Source organism: Streptomyces sp. C (assembly GCF_000158895.1).
Taxonomy (GTDB): Bacteria; Actinomycetota; Actinomycetes; order Streptomycetales; family Streptomycetaceae; genus Streptomyces; species Streptomyces racemochromogenes.
The window spans coordinates 2,079,206-2,099,212 of the sequence record NZ_GG657750.1 but is presented as its reverse complement, the minus strand read 5'-3'; the positions used below and the strand labels follow the sequence as shown (position 1 = coordinate 2,099,212).

The following is a 20,007-nucleotide window of genomic DNA, read 5'->3' as shown; positions in this document are numbered from 1 at the left end:
GCCGCGGTCACCGCGCGGCGCAGCGAGCGGGCCGTCCAGGAGTCGGACGGGATGACGGACAGGGCCGCCGAGACCACCGAGGCGGGGGAGCCGCCCGCCATCGCGGCCGCGACGCCGGCGGCGACGGCCTGGCCGCCGTAGATGCCCTCGCCGTCGTGGCTGACCGTGCCGTCGATCGCGACCAGCCGGGCCGCCTCCGCCGGCCGTCCCGCCGCGAACACCCCGAAGGGGGCCGCCCGCATGGCCAGGCCGTCCGACCAGGCGTGCCGGTGCTGGGCGGAGATCGGCGCCGCCAGGCCCCGGCGGAGGTTCTCCAGGGTGCCGCGCTCCGAGAAGCCGGCGCCGCGGAAGGGGCCCTCGTCCAGGTCCGCGATCCAGTGGTGCCAGGCCCGTTCGACGTGCGCGACGGTCAGGGCGGAGCCGTGCCGGGCCAGCAGCAGGCCAGAGAAGATCGCGTACTCCGTGTCGTCGGTGCCCGCCGGGTCGTCCGAGACGAACCCCTCGATCCGGCCCCACTTCGCCCGGATCTCCGACGGCTTCATGTTCTCCGCGGGGGCGCCCAGCGCGTCACCCACCGCGAGGCCGAGAAGCGCTCCCCTGGCCCGTTCGAGGAGGACCTGCGGATTGCATGCAATCAGCTCCATGGCGCGCCTCTCCACTTGGTGGGGGACTCATCATGAGCCCTTGGGGGATTTGTGCCACGGCATGAGGTTTGTCGGTCGCCGCGAAACGCCCCCCGCCCGCCCCCGTCACCCGGTCGCCGACCCGCGAAACCCCAGGTAAGTACGGCCTTCCTTGCTGGCGGGCGCCGGAAATCGTGCGTACTTTCGAGGTGTTCAGGGGGAGTGCCCCGCGCCAGGGCACAGCTGCGCGTTGCTTTCGCGTACCCGCTCGTACCCACTCGTACAAAAGGGGAGATATGCCGTGTCCATCATCGACATCGAAGCACCGCTGCACACCGCCCACCGCGACAACCACACCCACCGCGACGTCAACGGCGGATGGCTGCGCCCGGCGGTCTTCGGTGCGATGGACGGCCTCGTCTCCAACCTCGCCCTGATGACCGGCGTGGCCGGCGGCGCGGTGGCCCCCGCGACGATCGTCATCACCGGCCTCGCCGGTCTCGCGGCCGGCGCCTTCTCGATGGCGGCCGGCGAGTACACCTCGGTCGCCTCGCAGCGCGAGCTGGTCCTCGCGGAGCTGGACGTGGAGCGCCAGCAGCTGCGCAAGCACCCCGTCGACGAGATGGAGGAGCTGGCCGAGCTCTACGTCTCGCGCGGCGTCGAGCCCGCCCTCGCCCGCGAGGTCGCGATGCAGCTCTCGCGCGACCCGGACCAGGCGCTGGAGATCCACGCCCGCGAGGAGCTCGGGATCGACCCCGACGACCTGCCCTCGCCGCTGGTCGCCGCCGTGTCGTCCTTCGGCTCCTTCGCCCTGGGCGCGCTGCTGCCCGTACTGCCCTACCTGCTCGGGGCGACCGCCCTGTGGCCGGCCGTGCTGCTGGCGCTCGTCGGGCTCTTCGCCTGCGGCGCGGTGGTCTCGCGGGTCACGGCCCGGTCGTGGTGGTACAGCGGTATGCGCCAGCTCGTCCTGGGTGGCGCCGCCGCGGGTGTGACGTACATCCTGGGAACCTGGATCGGCGGCGCCATAGGCTAACGGCCGCGGGAGTGAGACACTATGCAGCACGCAACATAAGTAGTCCGTTACCCGGTGGTTTCGGTTCCGTGACCGCTGGGCATCAGACCAGGGCGCCGGGCAATGATGCCCGTCTCGCGCCGGGACCTTCACCCCGTGCAGTGCCCAGCAGGCCTCCTCAGAGGCGTCTGCGACTTGAGAATCCCTTGAAGGTCCCTTCTTTCTGCCTCGCGCAGTGTCCGCATGCTGGAATGTCATATCCGGTTCTCGGAATTGCCGTCATCATGTAACCTGCACGAAATTTCGCAGAGGGCCAACGTCGTCCCTCGGCTAGCACATTGCCACGACGACGACGGGAGAGCCGATGCGTTCCGCATCCACGCACTCCGCGACCGGCCTCAGCAACACCGCCTGGTCGCCCATGGACGGTCGCCCCGCCCAGCAGGGCATGTACGACCCGCGCAACGAGAAGGACGCCTGCGGCGTCGGATTCGTGGCGAACCTCACCGGCGAGGCCACCCACACCCTCGTTGAGCAGGCCCTGACCGTACTGCGGAACCTCGAGCACCGCGGCGCCACCGGCTCCGAGCCGGACTCCGGCGACGGCGCCGGCATCCTGTCCCAGGTGCCGGACGCCTTCCTCCGCGAGGTCGCGGGCTTCGAGCTCCCCGAGGCCGGCGCGTACGCGGTCGGCATCGCCTTCCTCCCCGCCGACGGCACCGCACAGGCCGTCGCCGTGGAGCGGATCGAGGCCATCGCCGCCGAGGAGAACCTCACGGTCCTCGGCTGGCGCGAGGTCCCGGTCACCCCCGACCTGCTCGGCAACGGCGCGCGCACCACGATGCCCGCCTTCTCGCAGCTCTTCGTGAGTGGGGGCACCTCCCGGACGGAGTCTGGGGGAGGCAGCACCGGCATCGAGCTGGACCGCAAGGCCTTCGTCCTGCGCAAGCGCGCCGAGCGCGAGGCCGGCGTCTACTTCCCGTCGCTCTCCGCCCGCACCATCGTCTACAAGGGCATGCTGACCACCGGCCAGCTGGAGCCCTTCTTCCCGGACCTCTCCGACCGCCGCTTCGCCTCGGCGCTCGCCCTGGTCCACTCCCGGTTCTCGACGAACACCTTCCCGTCCTGGCCGCTCGCCCACCCGTACCGCTTCGTCGCGCACAACGGCGAGATCAACACGGTCAAGGGCAACCGGAACTGGATGAAGGCCCGCGAGTCCCAGCTGGCCACCGCCGCCTTCGGCGAGGGCGCCCTGGACCGCATCTTCCCGATCTGCACCCCGGACGCCTCCGACTCGGCCTCCTTCGACGAGGTCCTGGAGCTGCTCCACCTCGGCGGCCGCTCCCTGCCGCACAGCGTGCTGATGATGATCCCGGAGGCGTGGGAGAACCACACCTCCATGGACCCGGCCCGCCGCGCGTTCTACCAGTACCACTCCACCCTGATGGAGCCCTGGGACGGCCCGGCCTGCGTCACCTTCACCGACGGCACCCAGGTCGGCGCGGTCCTCGACCGCAACGGCCTGCGCCCCGGCCGCTACTGGGTCACCGACGACGGCCTCGTCGTCCTCGGCTCCGAGGTGGGCGTCCTCGACATCGACCCGTCCAAGGTCGTCCGCAAGGGCCGCCTCCAGCCCGGCAAGATGTTCCTCGTCGACACCGCGCAGAAGCGCATCGTCGAGGACGACGAGATCAAGGACGAGTTGGCCGCCGCCGCCCCCTACGCGGAGTGGCTGGAGACCGGCGAGATCGAGCTGACGGACCTGCCCGAGCGCGAGCACATCGTCCACACCCACGCCTCGGTCACCCGCCGCCAGCAGACCTTCGGCTACACCGAGGAAGAGCTGCGCGTCATCATCGCGCCCATGGCCCGCACGGGCGGCGAAGCCCTCGGCTCCATGGGCACGGACTCGCCCATCGCGGCCCTGTCCGAGCGTCCCCGGCTGCTCTTCGACTACTTCACGCAGCTCTTCGCGCAGGTCACCAACCCGCCGCTGGACGCCATCCGCGAGGAGCTCGTCACCTCGCTGCTGTCCTCGATCGGCCCCCAGTCCAACCTGCTGGAGCCGACCGCCGCGTCCTGCCGCAGCGTCACCCTGCCCTTCCCGGTGATCGACAACGACGAGCTCGCCAAGCTCATCCACATCAACGCCGACGGCGACATGCCCGGCATGAAGGCCGCCACCCTGTCGGGCCTCTACCGGGTCTCCGGCGGCGGCGAGGCCCTCGCCGCCCGGATCGAGGAGATCCGCGCCGAGGCCGACGCCGCCATCGCGGCCGGCGCCCGCCTGATCGTCCTGTCGGACCGCCACTCCGACGCCGAGCACGCGCCGATCCCGTCGCTGCTGCTCACCGCCGCCGTGCACCACCACCTCATCGCCACCAAGCAGCGCACCCAGGTGGGCCTGCTGGTCGAGGCCGGCGACGTCCGCGAGGTCCACCACGTCGCCCTGCTCATCGGCTACGGCGCCGCGGCCGTCAACCCGTACCTCGCCATGGAGTCCGTCGAGGACCTGCTGCGCGCCGGCACCTTCCTGTCCGGCCTGGAGCCGGAGCAGGCCATCAAGAACCTGATCTACGCCCTCGGCAAGGGCGTCCTCAAGGTCATGTCGAAGATGGGCATCTCCACCGTCGCCTCCTACCGCGGCGCCCAGGTCTTCGAGGCCGTCGGCCTGAACGAGGAGTTCGTCGGCACGTACTTCGCGGGCACCGCCACCAAGATCGGCGGCGCCGGCCTGGACGTCATCGCCAAGGAGGTGGCCGCCCGCCACGCCAAGGCGTACCCGGCCACCGGCATCCCGGCCTCGCACCGCGCGCTGGAGATCGGCGGCGAGTACCAGTGGCGCCGCGAGGGCGAGCCGCACCTGTTCGACCCCGAGACGGTCTTCCGCCTCCAGCACGCGACCCGCAACCGCCGGTACGACATCTTCCGCAAGTACACGGACCGCGTGAACGAGCAGTCCGAGCGCCTGATGACGCTCCGCGGCCTGTTCGGCTTCAAGACGGGCGAGGCGGGCCGTCCGTCGATCTCCATCGACGAGGTCGAGCCGGTCTCCGAGATCGTCAAGCGCTTCTCCACCGGCGCCATGTCGTACGGCTCCATCTCCAAGGAGGCGCACGAGACCCTCGCCATCGCCATGAACCAGCTGGGCGCCAAGTCCAACACCGGTGAGGGCGGCGAGGACCCGGACCGCCTGTACGACCCGGCGCGGCGTTCGTCGATCAAGCAGGTCGCCTCCGGCCGCTTCGGCGTCACGAGCGAGTACCTGGTCAACGCGGACGACATCCAGATCAAGATGGCGCAGGGCGCCAAGCCCGGCGAGGGCGGCCAGCTGCCCGGCCACAAGGTCTACCCGTGGGTCGCCAAGACCCGTCACTCCACCCCGGGTGTCGGTCTGATCTCCCCGCCGCCGCACCACGACATCTACTCCATCGAGGACCTGGCCCAGCTGATCCACGACCTCAAGAACGCCAACCCGGCCGCGCGCATCCACGTGAAGCTCGTGTCCGAGGTCGGCGTCGGTACGGTCGCGGCCGGCGTGTCCAAGGCCCACGCGGACGTCGTCCTGATCTCCGGCCACGACGGCGGAACGGGCGCCTCCCCGCTCACCTCCCTCAAGCACGCGGGCGGCCCCTGGGAGCTCGGCCTCGCCGAGACCCAGCAGACCCTGCTGCTCAACGGGCTGCGCGACCGCATCGTCGTCCAGACGGACGGCCAGCTCAAGACCGGCCGCGACGTGGTCATCGCCGCGCTGCTCGGCGCCGAGGAGTTCGGTTTCGCGACCGCGCCGCTCGTCGTCTCCGGCTGCGTCATGATGCGCGTCTGCCACCTGGACACCTGCCCCGTCGGCATCGCCACGCAGAACCCGGTCCTGCGCGACCGGTTCTCCGGCAAGCCCGAGTTCGTCGTCAACTTCTTCGAGTTCATCGCGGAGGAGGTGCGCGAGCTCCTCGCCGAGCTGGGCTTCCGCACGATCGAGGAGGCCGTCGGCCACGCCGAGCTCCTCGACACCAGCAAGGCCGTCACGCACTGGAAGGCCCAGGGCCTCGACCTGGAGCCCCTCTTCTACGTGCCCGAACTGCCCGAGGGCGCGGTCCGCCACGCCCTGATCGAGCAGGACCACGGTCTGGAGAAGGCCCTCGACAACGAGCTCATCGAGCTCGCCGCCGACGCGCTGAACGCCGAGACCGCCGAGACGGCCCAGCCGGTCCGCGCCCAGGTCGCGATCCGCAACATCAACCGGACCGTCGGCACCATGCTCGGCCACCACGTCACCAAGAAGTTCGGCGGCGCGGGCCTGCCCGACAACACGATCGACCTGACCTTCACCGGTTCGGCCGGCCAGTCCTTCGGCGCCTTCGTCCCGAAGGGCGTCACCCTCCGCCTGGAGGGCGACGCCAACGACTACGTCGGCAAGGGCCTCTCCGGCGGCCGCATCGTGGTCCGCCCGGACCGCGCGGCCGACCACCTGGCCGAGTACTCCACCATCGCCGGCAACACCATCGGCTACGGAGCCACCGGCGGCGAGATGTTCCTGCGCGGCCGCACCGGCGAGCGCTTCTGCGTCCGCAACTCCGGCGCCCTGGTCGTCTCGGAGGGCGTGGGCGACCACGGCTGCGAGTACATGACCGGCGGTACGGCGGTCGTCCTCGGCGAGACGGGCCGCAACTTCGCGGCCGGCATGTCGGGCGGTGTCGCGTACGTCATCGACCTCGACCCCCGCCAGGTCAACGTCGGCAACGCGGAGGCCGTCGAGGCCCCCTCCGACGCCGACAAGCAGTGGCTGCACGATGTGGTGCGCCGCCACGAGGAGGAGACCGGCTCGACCGTGGCCGCGAAGCTCCTGGCTGACTGGGACGCCGCGGCGGCCCGCTTCAGCAAGATCATCCCGACCACGTACAAGGCAGTGCTCGCCGCCAAGGACGCCGCTGAGCTGGCCGGACTCTCCGAGTCCGAGACCACCGAGAAGATGATGGAGGCGGCGACCAATGGCTGACCCGAAGGGCTTCCTCACCACCCCGCGCGAGACCGCCTGCACCCGTCCCGTCGCCGAGCGCGTCAAGGACTGGAACGAGGTCTACGTCCCGGGCTCGCTGCTCCCGATCATCAGCAAGCAGGCCGGCCGCTGCATGGACTGCGGCATCCCGTTCTGCCACAACGGCTGCCCGCTCGGGAACCTGATCCCCGAGTGGAACGACTTCGCGTACCGCGAGGACTGGTCGGCGGCGGCGGAGCGCCTCCACGCCACGAACAACTTCCCGGAGTTCACGGGCCGCCTGTGCCCCGCTCCCTGCGAGTCGGCGTGCGTGCTCGGCATCAACCAGCCGGCCGTCACCATCAAGAACGTCGAAGTCTCGATCATCGACCAGGCCTGGGACAACGGCGACGTCACCCCGCAGGCCCCGGAGCGCCTGTCCGGCAAGACCGTGGCCGTCATCGGCTCCGGCCCGGCCGGCCTGGCCGCCGCCCAGCAGCTGACGCGGGCCGGCCACACCGTGGTCGTGTACGAGCGCGCCGACCGCATCGGCGGGCTGCTGCGCTACGGCATCCCCGAGTTCAAGATGGAGAAGGTGCACATCAACCGCCGCATCGAGCAGATGCGCGCGGAGGGCACCAAGTTCCGCACGGGCATCGAGGTCGGCCGCGACATCACCGCCACGGACCTGCGCAAGCGGTTCGACGCGGTGGTCGTGGCGGCCGGCGCGACGGTCTCCCGCGACCTGCCGGTCCCGGGCCGCGACCTGAACGGCATCCACTTCGCGATGGAGTACCTGCCGCTCGCGAACAAGGTCCAGGAGGGCGACTTCATGGCGCCCCCCATCACGGCCGAGGGCAAGCACGTCGTCGTCATCGGCGGCGGCGACACCGGCGCGGACTGCGTGGGCACCGCCCACCGCCAGGGTGCCCTCTCGGTCACCCAGCTGGAGATCATGCCGCGCCCGTCGGAGGACCGCCCGGAGTCGATGCCGTGGCCGACCTTCCCGATGCTGTACAAGGTCACCTCGGCCCACGAGGAGGGCGGCGAGCGGATCTACTCCGTCTCCACCACCCACTTCGAGGGCGACGCGGACGGCAACGTCCAGTCCCTGCACCTGACCGAGGTCGAGTTCGTCGACGGCAAGCTGGTCCAGAAGCCCGGCACCGAGCGGGTCCTCCCGGCCCAGCTGGTCACCCTGGCGATGGGCTTCACCGGCACCGACCAGGCCAACGGTCTGGTCGAGCAGTTCGGCGTGAACCTGGACGAGCGGGGCAACATCGCCCGCGACGCCTCGTACGCCACCAACGCCGACGGCGTCTTCGTCGCCGGCGACGCGGGCCGCGGCCAGTCGCTGATCGTGTGGGCCATCGCGGAAGGCCGCTCGGCCGCCCGCGGCGTGGACCGCTACCTCACCGGCACCAGCACCCTCCCGTACCCGGTCAAGCCGACGGACCGCTCCCTGATGGTCTAGCTCTGGACGCCGGGCTCGCTGGTAACGCCCCCGCCGCGCGAACGGCGGGACCCCTCATACGGTCCGTACAACGGCGTACGGAACTCCGACCCGCGCCCGCCATGTCCCCGACCAGGGATGGCGGGCGCGGTGGCGTTTCCTACTCCGGCTGGACCACCGTCGCGCCCCAGCGTATCGACGGGGACGAGGTCGTCACCGTGGCGCCGAAGCCGCCCGAAAGGCCGGTGCCGAGGGGGACCGTGGTGCGGGTGGGGGAGTCCGGGGTGCAGGGCAGGGTGAAGGGGGCCGGGTTGCGGTCCGGGTGGTTGTCGAGGACGAAGGTCACCTCGATGCTGCCGTCGCCCTCGCAGGCGAAGGTGGTGTACGTGTCCAGGTGGGCGTTGAGGCCGCCCGAGACGAAGCCGCTGGAGCCGGTGACCTCCTGTACCCAGATCAGGCCGTCGGGGCCCGGGTAGCCGATCAGTTCGTCGGATGCGGAGGCCTGGGCCGCTCCGGTGAACAGGGTCAGGGCCGCGGTGAGTGCCGCGAGTGTGAGTGCCTTGCGTGCCATGTCTTCCCCCTCGGGTGCCGAGTGACGGTCGTTCCACCGTAGGGGGCGGCACTGACAACGCCTCAGCCGGCCGGGACCTCGCGGGGTGGTTCGTCGTCGTTGCCTCGGCGGAGGGTGCGGGTGCCGTGGGTGGGGGTCCAGGTGCGGACCACCAGTTCGTCGCCGTCCACCGTGGTGTGGACGACCTCCGTCAGGTCGGCGTGGAAGAGGTGGAAGGGGTGCGGGGAGTCGGTCTCCTCCGCGTAGCGGTGCAGCTCGGGCGGGTCCACGATCTCCACCGCCCGCCCGGAGATGCGGACGTCCCCCTCGGGCATGGCCATGCCCTCGCCCGGGTTGGTGTGCAGGGCGAAGCGCGGGTCGCGCTGGAGGTCGCGGGCCTTCATCGAGCCCGCCATCATGCCGAGCCACAGTTCCCCGCCGCGGAAGTCGACGTTGAGCCCGGCGACCCGGGGCGAGCCGTCCTTGCGCAGGGTGGCCAGGACGTGGTGCGGGTACCGCGCGAAGCGGGCCCGTACGGCCGCCGCGAACTCCGGCTCCGCCTTCTCGAACGCTGCCCAGTTGTTCGTCGTCATGGCGTTATGAAAGCACCGGAACGGGGGTGCTACGTGCGCACTACGCCCGCCGCGCGTGCCGCCGTCAGCCAGGCCGGGAACTCGGCGACGAGCCGGTCGTACAGCTCGGAGTCCGGGACCGCGCGCGGGTCGGGGCCCGCGTGGAAGTAGCCCGCGTTGTCCACGATCCGCTTCCCGGGCACGGGGAGTTCGTCGAGGCGGCGCAGGAAGTCGAACTGGGTGCTGCGCGTGTTCCCGAAGCCGACGAACTGCCAGAAGAGCGGGAGACGGGCCGCCTTGCAGAGGTAGCGCTCGGCGGCGAGCTTGCTGACCGGGCCGCCGTCCGTCTGGAAGACGACCAGGGCCGGATCGGCGCAGCCCGAGTCGAGGTAGTGGTCGATGACCGCGTCCATCGCCAGGTGGTAGGAGGTCTTGCCCATGTGGCCGAGCCGGGCCGCTATCGCCGTGACCTGCCCCTCGTGGTGCGCCAGGGTGACCTCCTCGACCGCGTCGACGTCCGTGGAGAAGAACACCACCGGGACCCGGCCGTCGGTGTCGAGGTGCGCCGAGAGGCCGAGGACGCGGTCGGCGAAGGCCTGCACGCTGCCGTCGTCGTAGTAGGGCCGCATGGATCCGGAGTAGTCCAGGACCAGGTACACCGAGGCGCGGCCGCCCTCCATGCCGTGCTTGGAGAGGGAGGCCCCGGCGCTCTTGTAGAGGTTCACGAGACCCGGGGCCGTCTCCTCGATCTTGCGGAGGTCGATCGCGCTGCCCGTCATGCAGCCGAGGGTACGTCAGCGGGGTTCGCAGCCGGGCCCGGTGCGCGGACGGGTGCCGGCAGTGCGCGACGTACGCATACGCCTCCGCGCAGGCGGCCGCCGCTCCTACGGGCGGTCGGCGGACTCCCCGGCAGGCCCCTCGGCCGACCCGGCGGCGGCGCGGGCCGCCTCCAGGGCGGCGATGTCCTCCAGCATCGCGGCCGCCAGGTCGCGCTCGGAGGTGTAGTACCGCTCGGCCCACTTGAGGGTCAGGGTGGGGTACGCCCAGGCGGCCTCGTCCTTGGCGCCCTCCACGTCGGCCTCCGCGCGGCGGCGCATGTCCTCGGCGAACTCCTGGTGCCGGTTCAGGAGTTCGCGCATCTGCTCCGGCTCCAGCAGGTGGCCCAGCCACAGCCGCAGCATCGGCCCGTGCTTGAGCACCGGCGGGTCGACCGGCGCCTCGCGCGCCCAGGCCCGTACGGCGGCCATGCCCGCGTCGGTGATCCGGTAGACGCGCTTGTCGCGGGTGCCGGTGTCCTGGGCGACCATCCGCGAGGAGGCGTAGCCGGCCTTCTCCAGCCGCTTGAGCTCGCTGTAGATCTGGCTGAAGGACGGGCTCCAGTAGAAGAAGCGCAGCGACCAGTCCGACCACTTCTTCAGGTCGTAGCCGGAGAGTTCCTCGCCGAAGGAGAGCAGTCCGAGGACCGCCCAGCTGGTCGCGGGGAGGGTGCGCTGGTTCGTGCCCGCCGACGTCTCGTCTGCCGTCTCGGCCGTCTCGTCTGCCACGCAGCGCAGTCTACGACCGGTCCTGCGGCACCCTTCCCCCGTTGGGGTGCGCCTGCTAGGAATATTTCTACTAGGAATAACTCCGGCTGGAGGGGGCCCGAGATGGTGTCGCTGGACGGAAAGGTCGTCCTCATCACCGGCGCCGCGCGCGGCCAGGGCGCCGCCGGGGCCCGGCTGTGCGCCGAGGCCGGCGCGCGGGTCGTCGTCACCGACCTCCGCGAGGAGGAGGGCCGGGCGGTCGCCGCCGCACTGGGCGGCCAGGGCCTGTACGTACGCCACGAGGTGGCCGACGCCGACAGCTGGGCCGGGGTGGTGCGCGAGGCGGTCGCCGCCTTCGGGACGGTCTCCGCGCTGGTCAACAACGCCGCCCTGTGGCGCACCGCGCACGTCGAGGAGCAGAGCCCCGAGGGCTTCGAGGAACTGCTGCGGGTCAACCTGCTCGGCCCCTTCCTCGGGATCCGGGCCGTCGCCCCCGTGCTGCGCGCCGGCGGGGGAGGCTCCGTCGTCAACATCTCCTCCACCGCCGGTCTGGTCGGCATCCCCGGCCACGCGGCCTACGGCTCCGCCAAGTTCGGACTGCGCGGGCTGACCCGGTCGGCGGCGCTGGACCTGGCCCCCGACGGGATCCGGGTCAACTCGGTGCACCCCGGGGCCATCGACACCCCGATGGTGGCCGACGCCGTCGCGGGGCGGGACTGGTCGCACGTGCCGCTGGGGCGGATGGGCCGGCCCGGGGAGGTCGGGGAGCTGGTGCTGTTCCTGTGCTCGGACGCCTCCTCGTACATCACCGGCGCGGAGTTCGCGGTCGACGGCGGGATGACGGCGCGATGACCCGGGACGAGCTGTCGCCGACCGCGCGGCGGCTGTGCGACGCGATGACCGCCGGCTTCCCCGGCCCCGGGGACGCGGCCGCCCTGCGGGCCGCGGTCGCCGCCGGGGCCCCGGCCCGGCCGGCGGGGCCGGAGGTGGCCTCTGTGTACGACACCACCGCGGGCGGGGTGCCGGTGCGGGTGTACGACCCCGCGCCCGGGGCGGCGGGCCGGCCGCTGGCGGTGTACCTCCACGGTGGCGGGTGGGTGATGTGCGGCCCGGACACCCACGACGCCCTGTGCCGCGCCCTGGCCTCGGCCTCCGGGGCGGTGGTCGTCTCCGCCGACTACCGCCTCGCCCCGGAACACCCCTGGCCGGCGGCGGCCGACGATGCACTGGCCGTGCTGCTGTGGGCGCGGACCGAGGCGGAACGGCTGGGCTGCGACCCGGCCCGGGTGGTGGTGGCGGGGGACTCCAGCGGGGGCAACCTGGCGGCCGTCACCGCGCTGCGGGCCCCCGGCCTGGTCGCCGGGCAACTGCTGGCCTACCCGCCGCTGGACGCCTCGATGGGCTCCGAGTCGGTGGCGGCGTACGGGCGGGGGTACTTCCACACCGCCGCGCACATGGCCTGGTACTGGGACCAGTACGGCGGCGACCCCGCCCACCCGCACGTCTCGCCGCTGCGGGCCGCCGACGTGGCGGGGCTGCCGCGCACGCTGATCGTCCTCGCGGACTGCGACCTGCTGCGGGACGAGGGGCTCGCGTACGCGCGCCGCCTGGCGGGGGCGGGGGTGGACTGCGAGGTGCGGCTCTACCCGGGGGTCTTCCACGGCTTCCTGGGCCTGCCCCTGCCGGCGGCGCGGGCGGCGGTGGCGGGAGCGGCGGCGTGGCTGGCGGCGACGGAGCCGGCCGGCTGACGGGAAAGGGGCGGGGCGGCCGGATGCGAACCGGCGTCCCTCCTCCGTGCCGTGGTCGGCGCACTACCTCACCAGGATCGTGCGCGGCCCCGCCCGGGCATGATGTGTCCATGCCTGCCTTCCTGCTGCGCGTCGTCCTGCTCCTCGCCGTGGAGTCCGGGGCCGCCGCGCTGCTGCGCGATCCCGGGACGCCGTGGATCCCCGTGCTGCTGGCGGTGTTCGTGGCCGGCTCGGCCGTACCGCACGGCACCGAGGCGGAGTTCGCCGGCCGCTTCCTGGTCGCGCTGACCGCGGTCGGGGCCGCCCGGCTGGGGGCCACGGCCTGGGAGGGGCGCGGCCTGCCGGCCGTGGTGGGGCTCGGGGCGCTGCTGCTGTTCCAGACGGCACTGCTGATGCGGCTGTCCCTGCGGGGGCGCCGTCGGCGGGGGCGGCGGAGGTAGGGGGGCCTGCGGGCCGGCGGCGATTTGGAAGACCCCGCCGGACCGGGTATTTTTCCTGTCGAGGCGCCGCTAGCTCAGTTGGTTAGAGCAGCTGACTCTTAATCAGCGGGTCCGGGGTTCGAGTCCCTGGCGGCGCACCTGTCCTTCGGGCGGTTTCCGGTTCAGTCACCGGGGGCCGCCCGAAGTCGTTTCCGTCCGGGCGGCCGCTCGCCCCCTGACCCCCCTGTGGGCTCCGCCCCCGGGCCCCCGGGTCCCTAGCCCGCCAGCACCTCCGCCCGGCACCGCGACGGCGCGCCCCACGCGTCGCGCAGCGGGCGGGCCTTGCGCAGCCACAGGGAGAGGTCCAGCTCCTCCGTGTAGCCGACCGCGCCGTGCAGCTGGAGTGCGGTGAGCGCGGCCGCGTACGCCGCCTCGCCGGCGGTCAGCTTCGCCGCCGCCACGTCCGCGCGGGACAGGGACAGCGCCGCCGCCCACAGCAGCGGCCGGGCGAACTCCAGCGCCAGCAGGGTGTCCGCCAGCCGGTGCTTGACCGCCTGGAAACCGCCGATCGGCGTCCCGAACTGGGTGCGCTGCTTCGCGTACTCCACCGTCCGCGCCAGCAGGGCCTCGCCCACGCCCAGGCACTGCGCCGCCGTCAGCAGCCGCGCCCAGCGCAGGGCCGTACCCGCGGCCGCCGTCACCTCGGGGCCCGCCGCCAGCAGCTCCCCGCCCGCGGGAGGCCGGTACAGCCGCCGCGCCGGGTCCGTGGACGCCAGCGGTTCCCCCGGGCCGGCGGCCAGCCGCAGCTCGCCGGCCTCCGTCACCGTGAAGCGGTGCGTCACCGCGTCCGCGTCCAGGGCGTACGGGGAGCCGCCCGGCAGTGTCACCGTCGCCGACGCCCCGCCCGAGGCGAGCCCCGGCAGGAAGCGCTTCGACAGCGCCTCGTCGCCCAGCCCGGCGAGGAGCACCGCGGCCGCCGCCGTCTCCACCACCGGGCCCGGCACCCCCGCCCGCCCCAGCTCCACGAAGCCGAGCGCCAGCTCCACCGGCAGCGGGCCCACCCCCTCGTACGCCTCCGGCACGGCCAGCGCGAACAGCCCCGTCCCGGCGAGGGAGGACCACAGCGCCCGCCCGGGCCCGTGCTCTCCGGCCGCCCAGGCCCGTACGGCCGCCGGGACCGCGGCCGCGCCCCAGCAGGGAGCGCAGCGTACGGGCGTAGTCGGACTGTTCCCCGGTCGGCAGGAAGCGCATCAGCGGCGGCCCTTCGGGAGGCCGAGCAGCCGCTCGGCGATGATGTCGCGCTGGATCTCGTTGGTGCCCGCGTAGATCGGCCCGGCGAGGGAGAAGAGCCACGGCTCCGCCCAGGCGCCCGAAGCCAGTTCCGCGTCCGGGCCGAGCAGGTCCAGGGCCGTCTCGTGCAGGGCGATGTCGTACTGGGACCAGAACACCTTGTTCAGGCTGGACTCGGCGCCGATCCGCTGGCCCTCCGCGAAGCGGGAGGCGCCCGTCCAGGTGAACAGCTCGTAGGCGCGGGCCCCGACCACCGCGTCCGCGACCCGGTCGCGCAGCGCCGTGTCGGCGGGGTCGCCCTGCTCGCGCCACAGCCGGGTCAACCGGTCGGCCCCGGCCAGGAACCGGCCTGGGGAGCGCAGGGTCAGGCCCCGCTCGTTGCCGGTGGTCGACATCGCGATCCGCCAGCCCTGCCCCGGCTCGCCGATCACGTCCTCGTCGGGGACGAACACCCCGTCCAGGAAGAGCTCCGCGAAGGCCGGCTTGCCGTCGAGGCGGCCGATGGGCCGTACCGTCACCCCGGGGGCCCGCAGGTCGAACATCAGGTAGGTCAGCCCCTGGTGCGGCTTCGGCGCCTCGGGGTCGGTACGGAAGATGCCGAAGGCCCGGTCGGCGAAGGCGGCCCGCGAGGACCAGGTCTTCTGCCCGTGCAGCAGCCAGCCGCCGTCCGTGCGCACCGCCCGGGAGCTGAGCGAGGCCAGGTCGGAGCCGGACTCCGGTTCCGACCAGGCCTGCGCCCAGACCACCTCGCCGCTCGCCATGGGCGGCAGGACGCGCGTCCGCTGCTCGGGGGTGGCGTGGTCGAAGAGGGTGGGGGCGAGGAGGCTGATGCCGTTCTGGGAGACGCGGCCGGGCGCGCCGGCGGCCCAGTACTCCTCCTCGAAGACGAGCCAGCGCTCGATGTCGACGCCGCGGCCCCCGTACTCCTCGGGCCAGGACACCGCCGACCAGCGGTCCGTGTGCAGCAGCGCCTCCCACGCGCGGTGGGCGGCGAAGCCCTCCTCGGTCTCCAGGGAGGGCAGGGGGCGGGGCGGCACGTGGGAGCGGAGCCAGGCGCGGGCCTCGGCCCGGAAGGCCTCCACGTCGGGGGAGTGGTCGAGGTTCACCGGGTGCCCGCCTCCTTCGTGGCGGCCGCGTTCCGTCCGGTCAGGGCCGGGCCGAAGCCGGGCGGCTCGGCGGTGCGCCGCGCCGGCCGGCCGGCGGCCGGGTCGGTCGGCGGGTCAGCGGAGGGGTCTTCGGCAGGGGCGTCGGCGGCGGGCATCGGCACATCCTTCCCTAACAAGTGTTTGGTAGGTTAACGTACGGCCATGAGCAGCGTCGAGAGCGCCGACGAGTTCCGCCCCCGGGAAAGAGGTACGGGCATGACCGCCCCCGCGTACGTCCCGGCCCACGGGCTCCTCCAAGGCCGCACCGCCGTCATCACCGCCGCCGCCGGAGCGGGCATCGGCGGCGCCACCGCCCGCCGCTTCCTGGAGGAGGGCGCCACCGTCCTGATCAGCGACGCCCACGCCCGGCGCCTGAAGGAGACCGAGGACGCCCTCGCCGCCGAGTTCGGGGCCGGCCGCATAGCCTCCCTGCCCTGCGACGTCACCGCCGAGGAACAGGTGTCGGCCCTCTTCGCGCACGCCGGGGAACTCCACGGCGGCCTCGACGTCGTCGTCAACAACGCCGGCCTCGGCGGCACCGCGAACCTCGTCGACATGACCGACGAACAGTGGGGCCGGGTCCTCGACGTCACCCTCAACGGAACCTTCCGCTGCACCCGCGCCGCACTGCGCTCCCTGAAGGCCGCCGGGCGCGGCGGGGTCCTCGTCAACAACGCCTCCGTCATCGGCTGGCGCGCCCAGACCGGCCAGGCCCACTACGCCGCCGCCAAGGCCGGGGTGATGGCCCTGACCCGCTGCGCGGCCCTGGAGGCCGCCGAGTTCGGCGTACGCGTCAACGCGGTCGCCCCCAGCCTGGCCATGCACCCGCACCTGGTGAAGGTCACCAGCGCGGAACTGCTCGACGAACTGACGGCCCGCGAGGCCTTCGGCCGGTACGCCGAACCCTGGGAGATCGCCAACGTCATCGTCTTCCTGGCCAGCGGCTACTCGTCGTACATGACGGGCGAGACGGTGTCGGTCAGCAGCCAGCACGCGTAGACCGAGAATGGGCCCGTGCCAACGAACAAGCCGAAGAAGACACAGGTGACCGCCTCGCCGGAGCGCCGCCGGGAACTCCTGGACACCGCCGCCGAGGTCTTCGCCGCCCAGGGCTACAACGCCACCACCGTCCGCAAGATCGCCGACGCCGCCGGGATGCTCGCGGGCAGCCTCTACTACCACTTCGATTCCAAGGAATCGATGCTCGACGAGATCCTCTCGGCCTTCCTGAACGAGCTGTGGGCGGGGTACGACACCGTCCTCGCCGCCGGCCTCGGCCCCAGGGAGACCATCGAGGCCCTCGTCACCGAGTCCTTCCGGGAGATCGACCGGCACCGAGCCGCCGTCGCCATCTACCAGAAGGAGGCCCGCACCCTCTCCGCGCAGCCCCGCTTCCACTACCTCTCCGACTCGCAGGTCAAGTTCGAGAAGGCGTGGCTGGGGACGCTGGAGCGGGGCGTCGCCGCCCAGGTCTTCCGCGCCGACCTCGACATCCGCCTCACCTACCGCTTCGTCCGCGACACGGTGTGGGTCGCGGCGTCCTGGTACCGGCCGGGCGGCCAGCACAGCCCCGAGGAGATCGCCCGCCAGTACCTGTCGATGGTGCTGGACGGGATCGCCGTACGCCCCTGACCCGTTGAGGAGCCCGCCATGCCCGAGGCCTACATAGTCGACGCCGTACGCACCCCCGTGGGGCGGCGCGGCGGCGGCCTGTCCGCCGTGCACCCCGCCGACCTGGGCGCGCACGTCCTGAAGGCGCTGGTCGAGCGGTCCGGAGTGGACCCGGCCGCGGTGGAGGACGTCGTGTTCGGCTGCCTGGACACCGTCGGGCCGCAGGCGGGCGACATCGCCCGGACGGCGTGGCTGGCCGCCGGCCTGCCCGAGGAGGTCCCCGGCGTCACCGTCGACCGGCAGTGCGGGTCCTCGCAGCAGGCCGTGCACTTCGCGGCGCAGGGCGTCCTGTCCGGGACCCAGGACCTGGTGGTCGCCGGCGGCACCCAGAACATGTCGATGATCCCCATCGCCTTCGCCTCCCGGCAGGCCGCCGAGCCGCTGGGCCTCACCGAGGGCCCCTACGCGGGATCGGCCGGCTGGCGGGCCCGGTACGGGGACGCGCCGGTCAACCAGTTCCACGGGGCCCAGCTCATCGCCGAGAAGTGGGGGATCTCGCGGCAGGACATGGAGGAGTTCGCCCTGCGCTCCCACCGGCGGGCGGTCCGCGCCATCGACGAGGGCCGCTTCGCCCGGGAGACCGTCGCCCACGGGGACGTGACCGTGGACGAGGGCCCCCGCCGGGACACCACCCCGGAGAAGATGGCCGCCCTGAAGCCGGTCGTCGAGGGCGGCACCATCACGGCGGCCGTCTCCTCCCAGGTCTCCGACGGTGCGGCGGCCATGCTGATCGCCTCCGAGGGGGCGGTCGCCGAGCACGGCCTGAACCCCCGGGCCCGCATCCACCACCTCTCGGTCCGCGGCGAGGACCCCATCCGCATGCTGTCGGCCCCGATCCCGGCGACCGCGTACGCCCTCAAGAAGACCGGCCTCACCCTGGACGCGATCGACCTGGTCGAGATCAACGAGGCCTTCGCGCCGGTCGTGCTGGCCTGGCTGAAGGAGACGGGCGCCGACCCGGACCGGGTCAACGTCAACGGGGGCGCCATCGCCCTCGGCCACCCGCTGGGCGCGACGGGCGTGAAGCTGATGACCACCCTGCTGCACGAGCTGGAACGCACCGGCGGCCGCTACGGCCTCCAGACGATGTGCGAGGGCGGCGGGCAGGCCAACGTGACGATCATCGAGCGGCTGTAGCCGGGGCGGGAAGGGGCCGGGTGGCGTGGGTCGCTGCGCCGCCCGGCCAGGGTGTGCTAGCTTTGGGGGCGTTGCAGTTGTGGTACCCATGAACTTTATGTGCGCCTGACGGGATTGCTCCGCAGGCGCTTTTATTGTTTTTGCCGGATTCTCCCGGATGGGGCCCTTGCCGCCTATTCAGGAGATTCAAATGGCTAACGGTACCGTGAAGTGGTTCAACTCGGAAAAGGGCTTCGGCTTCATCGAGCAGGACGGTGGCGGCCCGGACGTCTTCGCCCACTACTCGAACATCGCCACCCAGGGCTTCCGTGAGCTCACCGAGGGTCAGCGTGTGACCTTCGACGTCACCCAGGGCCAGAAGGGCCCCCAGGCGGAGAACATCCTCCCCGCCTAATTTCTTCAGCATGCCGGGGTCCGCACCGCGAGGTGCGGGCCCCGGCTTGTCTGCTGTCTCGACCTTTGTTCTACCTGCCGGTTTCAGGAGGGCTTTTCCGCATGACCAGCTCCAGCTCCGCACGACCCAGCCGCCGCCCCACCCGGGGTCGAGGTGCGGCCCAGGGGCGTCCGAAGGCTGGCGCGGGACGGCAGAAGTCCGCCCCCGCCCCCCGGCCCCAGGAATTCACCATGCCCGAACCGCAGGTCCCGGCCCTCCCGCCGGTCGCCGCGTTCGAGGACATGGACATGCCCGAGGCGCTGCTGAAGACCCTCGCCGCCCAGGGCGTGACCGAGCCGTTCCCCATCCAGGCCGCCACCCTGCCGAATTCGCTCGCCGGCCGCGACCTGCTCGGCCGCGGCCGCACCGGCTCCGGCAAGACCCTCGCCTTCGGCCTGGCCCTGCTCGCCCGCACCGCCGGCCGCCGCGCCCAGCCCACGGCGCCGCTCGCGATGGTCCTCGTACCGACCCGCGAGCTGGCCCAGCAGGTCACCGACTCCCTGAGCCCCTACGCCACGTCCGTCAACCTGCGCATCGCGACCGTCGTCGGCGGCATGTCGATCAACCGGCAGGCCGGTGCGCTGCGCCGCGGCGCCGAAGTGCTCGTCGCCACCCCCGGCCGCCTCAAGGACCTCATCGACCGCGGTGACGCCGACCTCTCGCAGGTCTCGATCACCGTCCTCGACGAGGCCGACCAGATGACCGACATGGGCTTCATGCCGCAGGTCACCGCCCTGCTCAAGCAGGTCGCGCCCGAGGGCCAGACCATGCTGTTCTCGGCGACGCTCGACAAGAACATCGACAAGCTCGTCAAGATGTTCCTGGACGACCCGGTCGCCTTCTCGGTCGACCCGTCCGCCGGTGCCGTCAGCACCATGGAGCACCACGTCCTGTACGTCATGGACGAGACCGACAAGAAGGCCGTGGCGACCCGCATAGCCGCCCGCGACGGCCGGGTCATCATGTTCGTGGACACCAAGCGGGGCGTCGACCGCATGGTCAAGCGGCTCCTCGCCGACGGCGTCCGCGCCTCCGGCCTGCACGGCGGCCGTTCCCAGCCGCAGCGCAACCGTACCCTCGACTGGTTCAAGACCGGCGAGGTCACCGCGCTGATCGCCACCAACGTCGCCGCGCGCGGCATCCACATCGACGACCTCGACCTCGTCGTCAACGTGGACCCGCCGACCGACCACAAGGACTACCTGCACCGCGGCGGCCGCACCGCCCGCGCCGGCGAGTCCGGCAGCGTCGTCACCCTGGTCCTGCCCGACCAGAAGCGCGACATGTCCCGCCTGATGTCGGACGCCGGGATCACCCCGCGCACCGCGCAGGTCAAGTCCTCCGACGAGGAGCTCTCCCGGCTCACCGGCGCCCGCGAGCCCTCCGGCGTCCCCCGTCGTGCTGGAGGTCCCCCCAGGCCCCGCAGCCCAAAGGCGCGCACCGGCTCGGGCTCCGG

At 72.5% G+C, this 20,007-nt stretch carries 18 protein-coding genes, 1 tRNA gene and 1 pseudogene; 12 read left to right on the top strand and 8 right to left on the bottom strand.

Going from position 1 to position 20,007, the window contains the following annotated elements; translation table 11 throughout:
• Nucleotides 1–644, bottom strand: a 644-nt coding sequence (locus SSNG_RS09250) for an ADP-ribosylglycohydrolase family protein (RefSeq protein WP_007263554.1), incomplete at its 3' end; no start/stop codon positions are given.
• A gap of 280 nt (nucleotides 645–924) precedes the next feature.
• Between SSNG_RS09250 and SSNG_RS09245 the strand changes: the two genes are divergently transcribed.
• The 3 genes from SSNG_RS09245 to SSNG_RS09235 all read left to right on the top strand — a co-directional run bounded on the left by SSNG_RS09245 (nucleotide 925) and on the right by SSNG_RS09235 (nucleotide 8,084).
• Nucleotides 925–1,656, top strand: a complete 732-nt coding sequence (locus SSNG_RS09245) for a VIT1/CCC1 transporter family protein (RefSeq protein WP_007263553.1) — start codon at nucleotides 925–927, stop codon at nucleotides 1,654–1,656.
• A gap of 343 nt (nucleotides 1,657–1,999) precedes the next feature.
• Nucleotides 2,000–6,631 (top strand): glutamate synthase large subunit, encoded by a 4,632-nt coding sequence (gltB, locus tag SSNG_RS09240; RefSeq protein ID WP_050779582.1) that lies wholly within the window; start codon nucleotides 2,000–2,002, stop codon nucleotides 6,629–6,631.
• Nucleotides 6,624–8,084, top strand: a complete 1,461-nt coding sequence (locus SSNG_RS09235; protein ID WP_007263551.1) for a glutamate synthase subunit beta — start codon at nucleotides 6,624–6,626, stop codon at nucleotides 8,082–8,084. The genes gltB and SSNG_RS09235 overlap by 8 nt, the downstream gene beginning before the upstream one ends.
• A 139-nt stretch (nucleotides 8,085–8,223) precedes the next feature.
• Here SSNG_RS09235 and SSNG_RS37830 read toward each other — a convergent pair whose 3' ends face one another.
• The 4 genes from SSNG_RS37830 to SSNG_RS09215 all read right to left on the bottom strand — a co-directional run bounded on the left by SSNG_RS37830 (nucleotide 8,224) and on the right by SSNG_RS09215 (nucleotide 10,729).
• Nucleotides 8,224–8,634: a hypothetical protein gene (locus SSNG_RS37830; RefSeq protein ID WP_007263550.1), complete on the bottom strand. Its 411-nt coding sequence runs from the start codon at nucleotides 8,632–8,634 to the stop codon at nucleotides 8,224–8,226.
• Nucleotides 8,635–8,696: 62 nt separating this feature from the next.
• Complete coding sequence (locus tag SSNG_RS09225; protein WP_007263549.1) at nucleotides 8,697–9,206, bottom strand: pyridoxamine 5'-phosphate oxidase family protein; 510 nt, start codon at nucleotides 9,204–9,206, stop codon at nucleotides 8,697–8,699.
• A 29-nt stretch (nucleotides 9,207–9,235) separates the two neighbouring features.
• Entirely contained in the window at nucleotides 9,236–9,964 is a 729-nt protein-coding gene (locus SSNG_RS09220; protein WP_007263548.1) for a VWA domain-containing protein, read from the bottom strand.
• 105 nt (nucleotides 9,965–10,069) lie between these two features.
• A complete protein-coding gene (locus SSNG_RS09215) occupies nucleotides 10,070–10,729 on the bottom strand; it encodes a helix-turn-helix transcriptional regulator (RefSeq protein WP_050779581.1) in 660 nt (219 codons plus the stop codon).
• A 102-nt stretch (nucleotides 10,730–10,831) separates the two neighbouring features.
• Here SSNG_RS09215 and SSNG_RS09210 point away from each other — a divergent pair, with 102 nt between their 5' ends.
• The 4 genes from SSNG_RS09210 (at nucleotide 10,832) to SSNG_RS09195 (ending at nucleotide 13,033) form a co-directional block, all read left to right on the top strand.
• Nucleotides 10,832–11,560, top strand: coding sequence for a glucose 1-dehydrogenase (locus SSNG_RS09210; RefSeq protein ID WP_007263546.1), 729 nt, complete (start codon nucleotides 10,832–10,834; stop codon nucleotides 11,558–11,560).
• The gene (locus tag SSNG_RS09205) at nucleotides 11,557–12,456 is read left to right on the top strand and encodes an alpha/beta hydrolase (RefSeq protein ID WP_007263545.1); all 900 of its coding nucleotides are present in this window, start codon (nucleotides 11,557–11,559) and stop codon (nucleotides 12,454–12,456) included. Before SSNG_RS09210 ends, SSNG_RS09205 begins: the two co-directional genes overlap by 4 nt.
• A gap of 110 nt (nucleotides 12,457–12,566) precedes the next feature.
• Complete coding sequence (locus SSNG_RS09200; protein WP_042800782.1) at nucleotides 12,567–12,896, top strand: hypothetical protein; 330 nt, start codon at nucleotides 12,567–12,569, stop codon at nucleotides 12,894–12,896.
• 63 nt (nucleotides 12,897–12,959) lie between these two features.
• Nucleotides 12,960–13,033, top strand: a tRNA-Lys gene (locus SSNG_RS09195).
• A gap of 117 nt (nucleotides 13,034–13,150) precedes the next feature.
• On the opposite strand, the pseudogene SSNG_RS09190 reads toward SSNG_RS09195, so the two are convergent.
• The 3 genes and pseudogenes from SSNG_RS09190 to SSNG_RS41970 all read right to left on the bottom strand — a co-directional run bounded on the left by SSNG_RS09190 (nucleotide 13,151) and on the right by SSNG_RS41970 (nucleotide 15,426).
• Nucleotides 13,151–14,126 (bottom strand): annotated as a pseudogene (locus tag SSNG_RS09190) (acyl-CoA dehydrogenase).
• Nucleotides 14,126–15,271, bottom strand: coding sequence for an acyl-CoA dehydrogenase family protein (locus SSNG_RS09185; RefSeq protein WP_007263542.1), 1,146 nt, complete (start codon nucleotides 15,269–15,271; stop codon nucleotides 14,126–14,128). Before SSNG_RS09185 ends, SSNG_RS09190 begins: the two are co-directional and overlap by 1 nt.
• Nucleotides 15,268–15,426: a hypothetical protein gene (locus SSNG_RS41970; RefSeq protein WP_165364988.1), complete on the bottom strand. Its 159-nt coding sequence runs from the start codon at nucleotides 15,424–15,426 to the stop codon at nucleotides 15,268–15,270. The genes SSNG_RS09185 and SSNG_RS41970 overlap by 4 nt, the downstream gene beginning before the upstream one ends.
• 100 nt (nucleotides 15,427–15,526) lie before the next feature.
• On the opposite strand from SSNG_RS41970, the gene SSNG_RS09180 reads away from it, so the two are divergent.
• The 5 genes from SSNG_RS09180 to SSNG_RS09160 form a co-directional block, all read left to right on the top strand.
• The gene (locus SSNG_RS09180; protein ID WP_007263540.1) at nucleotides 15,527–16,309 is read left to right on the top strand and encodes an SDR family oxidoreductase; all 783 of its coding nucleotides are present in this window, start codon (nucleotides 15,527–15,529) and stop codon (nucleotides 16,307–16,309) included.
• A gap of 15 nt (nucleotides 16,310–16,324) precedes the next feature.
• On the top strand, nucleotides 16,325–16,942 hold the full coding sequence (locus SSNG_RS09175) for a TetR/AcrR family transcriptional regulator (RefSeq protein WP_007263539.1): 618 nt from the start codon (nucleotides 16,325–16,327) through the stop codon (nucleotides 16,940–16,942).
• A gap of 18 nt (nucleotides 16,943–16,960) precedes the next feature.
• Nucleotides 16,961–18,118 (top strand): acetyl-CoA C-acetyltransferase, encoded by a 1,158-nt coding sequence (locus tag SSNG_RS09170; RefSeq protein ID WP_007263538.1) that lies wholly within the window; start codon nucleotides 16,961–16,963, stop codon nucleotides 18,116–18,118.
• Between the two features lie 190 nt (nucleotides 18,119–18,308).
• On the top strand, nucleotides 18,309–18,512 hold the full coding sequence (locus SSNG_RS09165; protein WP_007263537.1) for a cold-shock protein: 204 nt from the start codon (nucleotides 18,309–18,311) through the stop codon (nucleotides 18,510–18,512).
• Nucleotides 18,513–18,613: 101 nt separating this feature from the next.
• Nucleotides 18,614–20,007: DEAD/DEAH box helicase (locus SSNG_RS09160; protein WP_007263536.1), on the top strand; the 1,394-nt coding region annotated here is incomplete at its 3' end.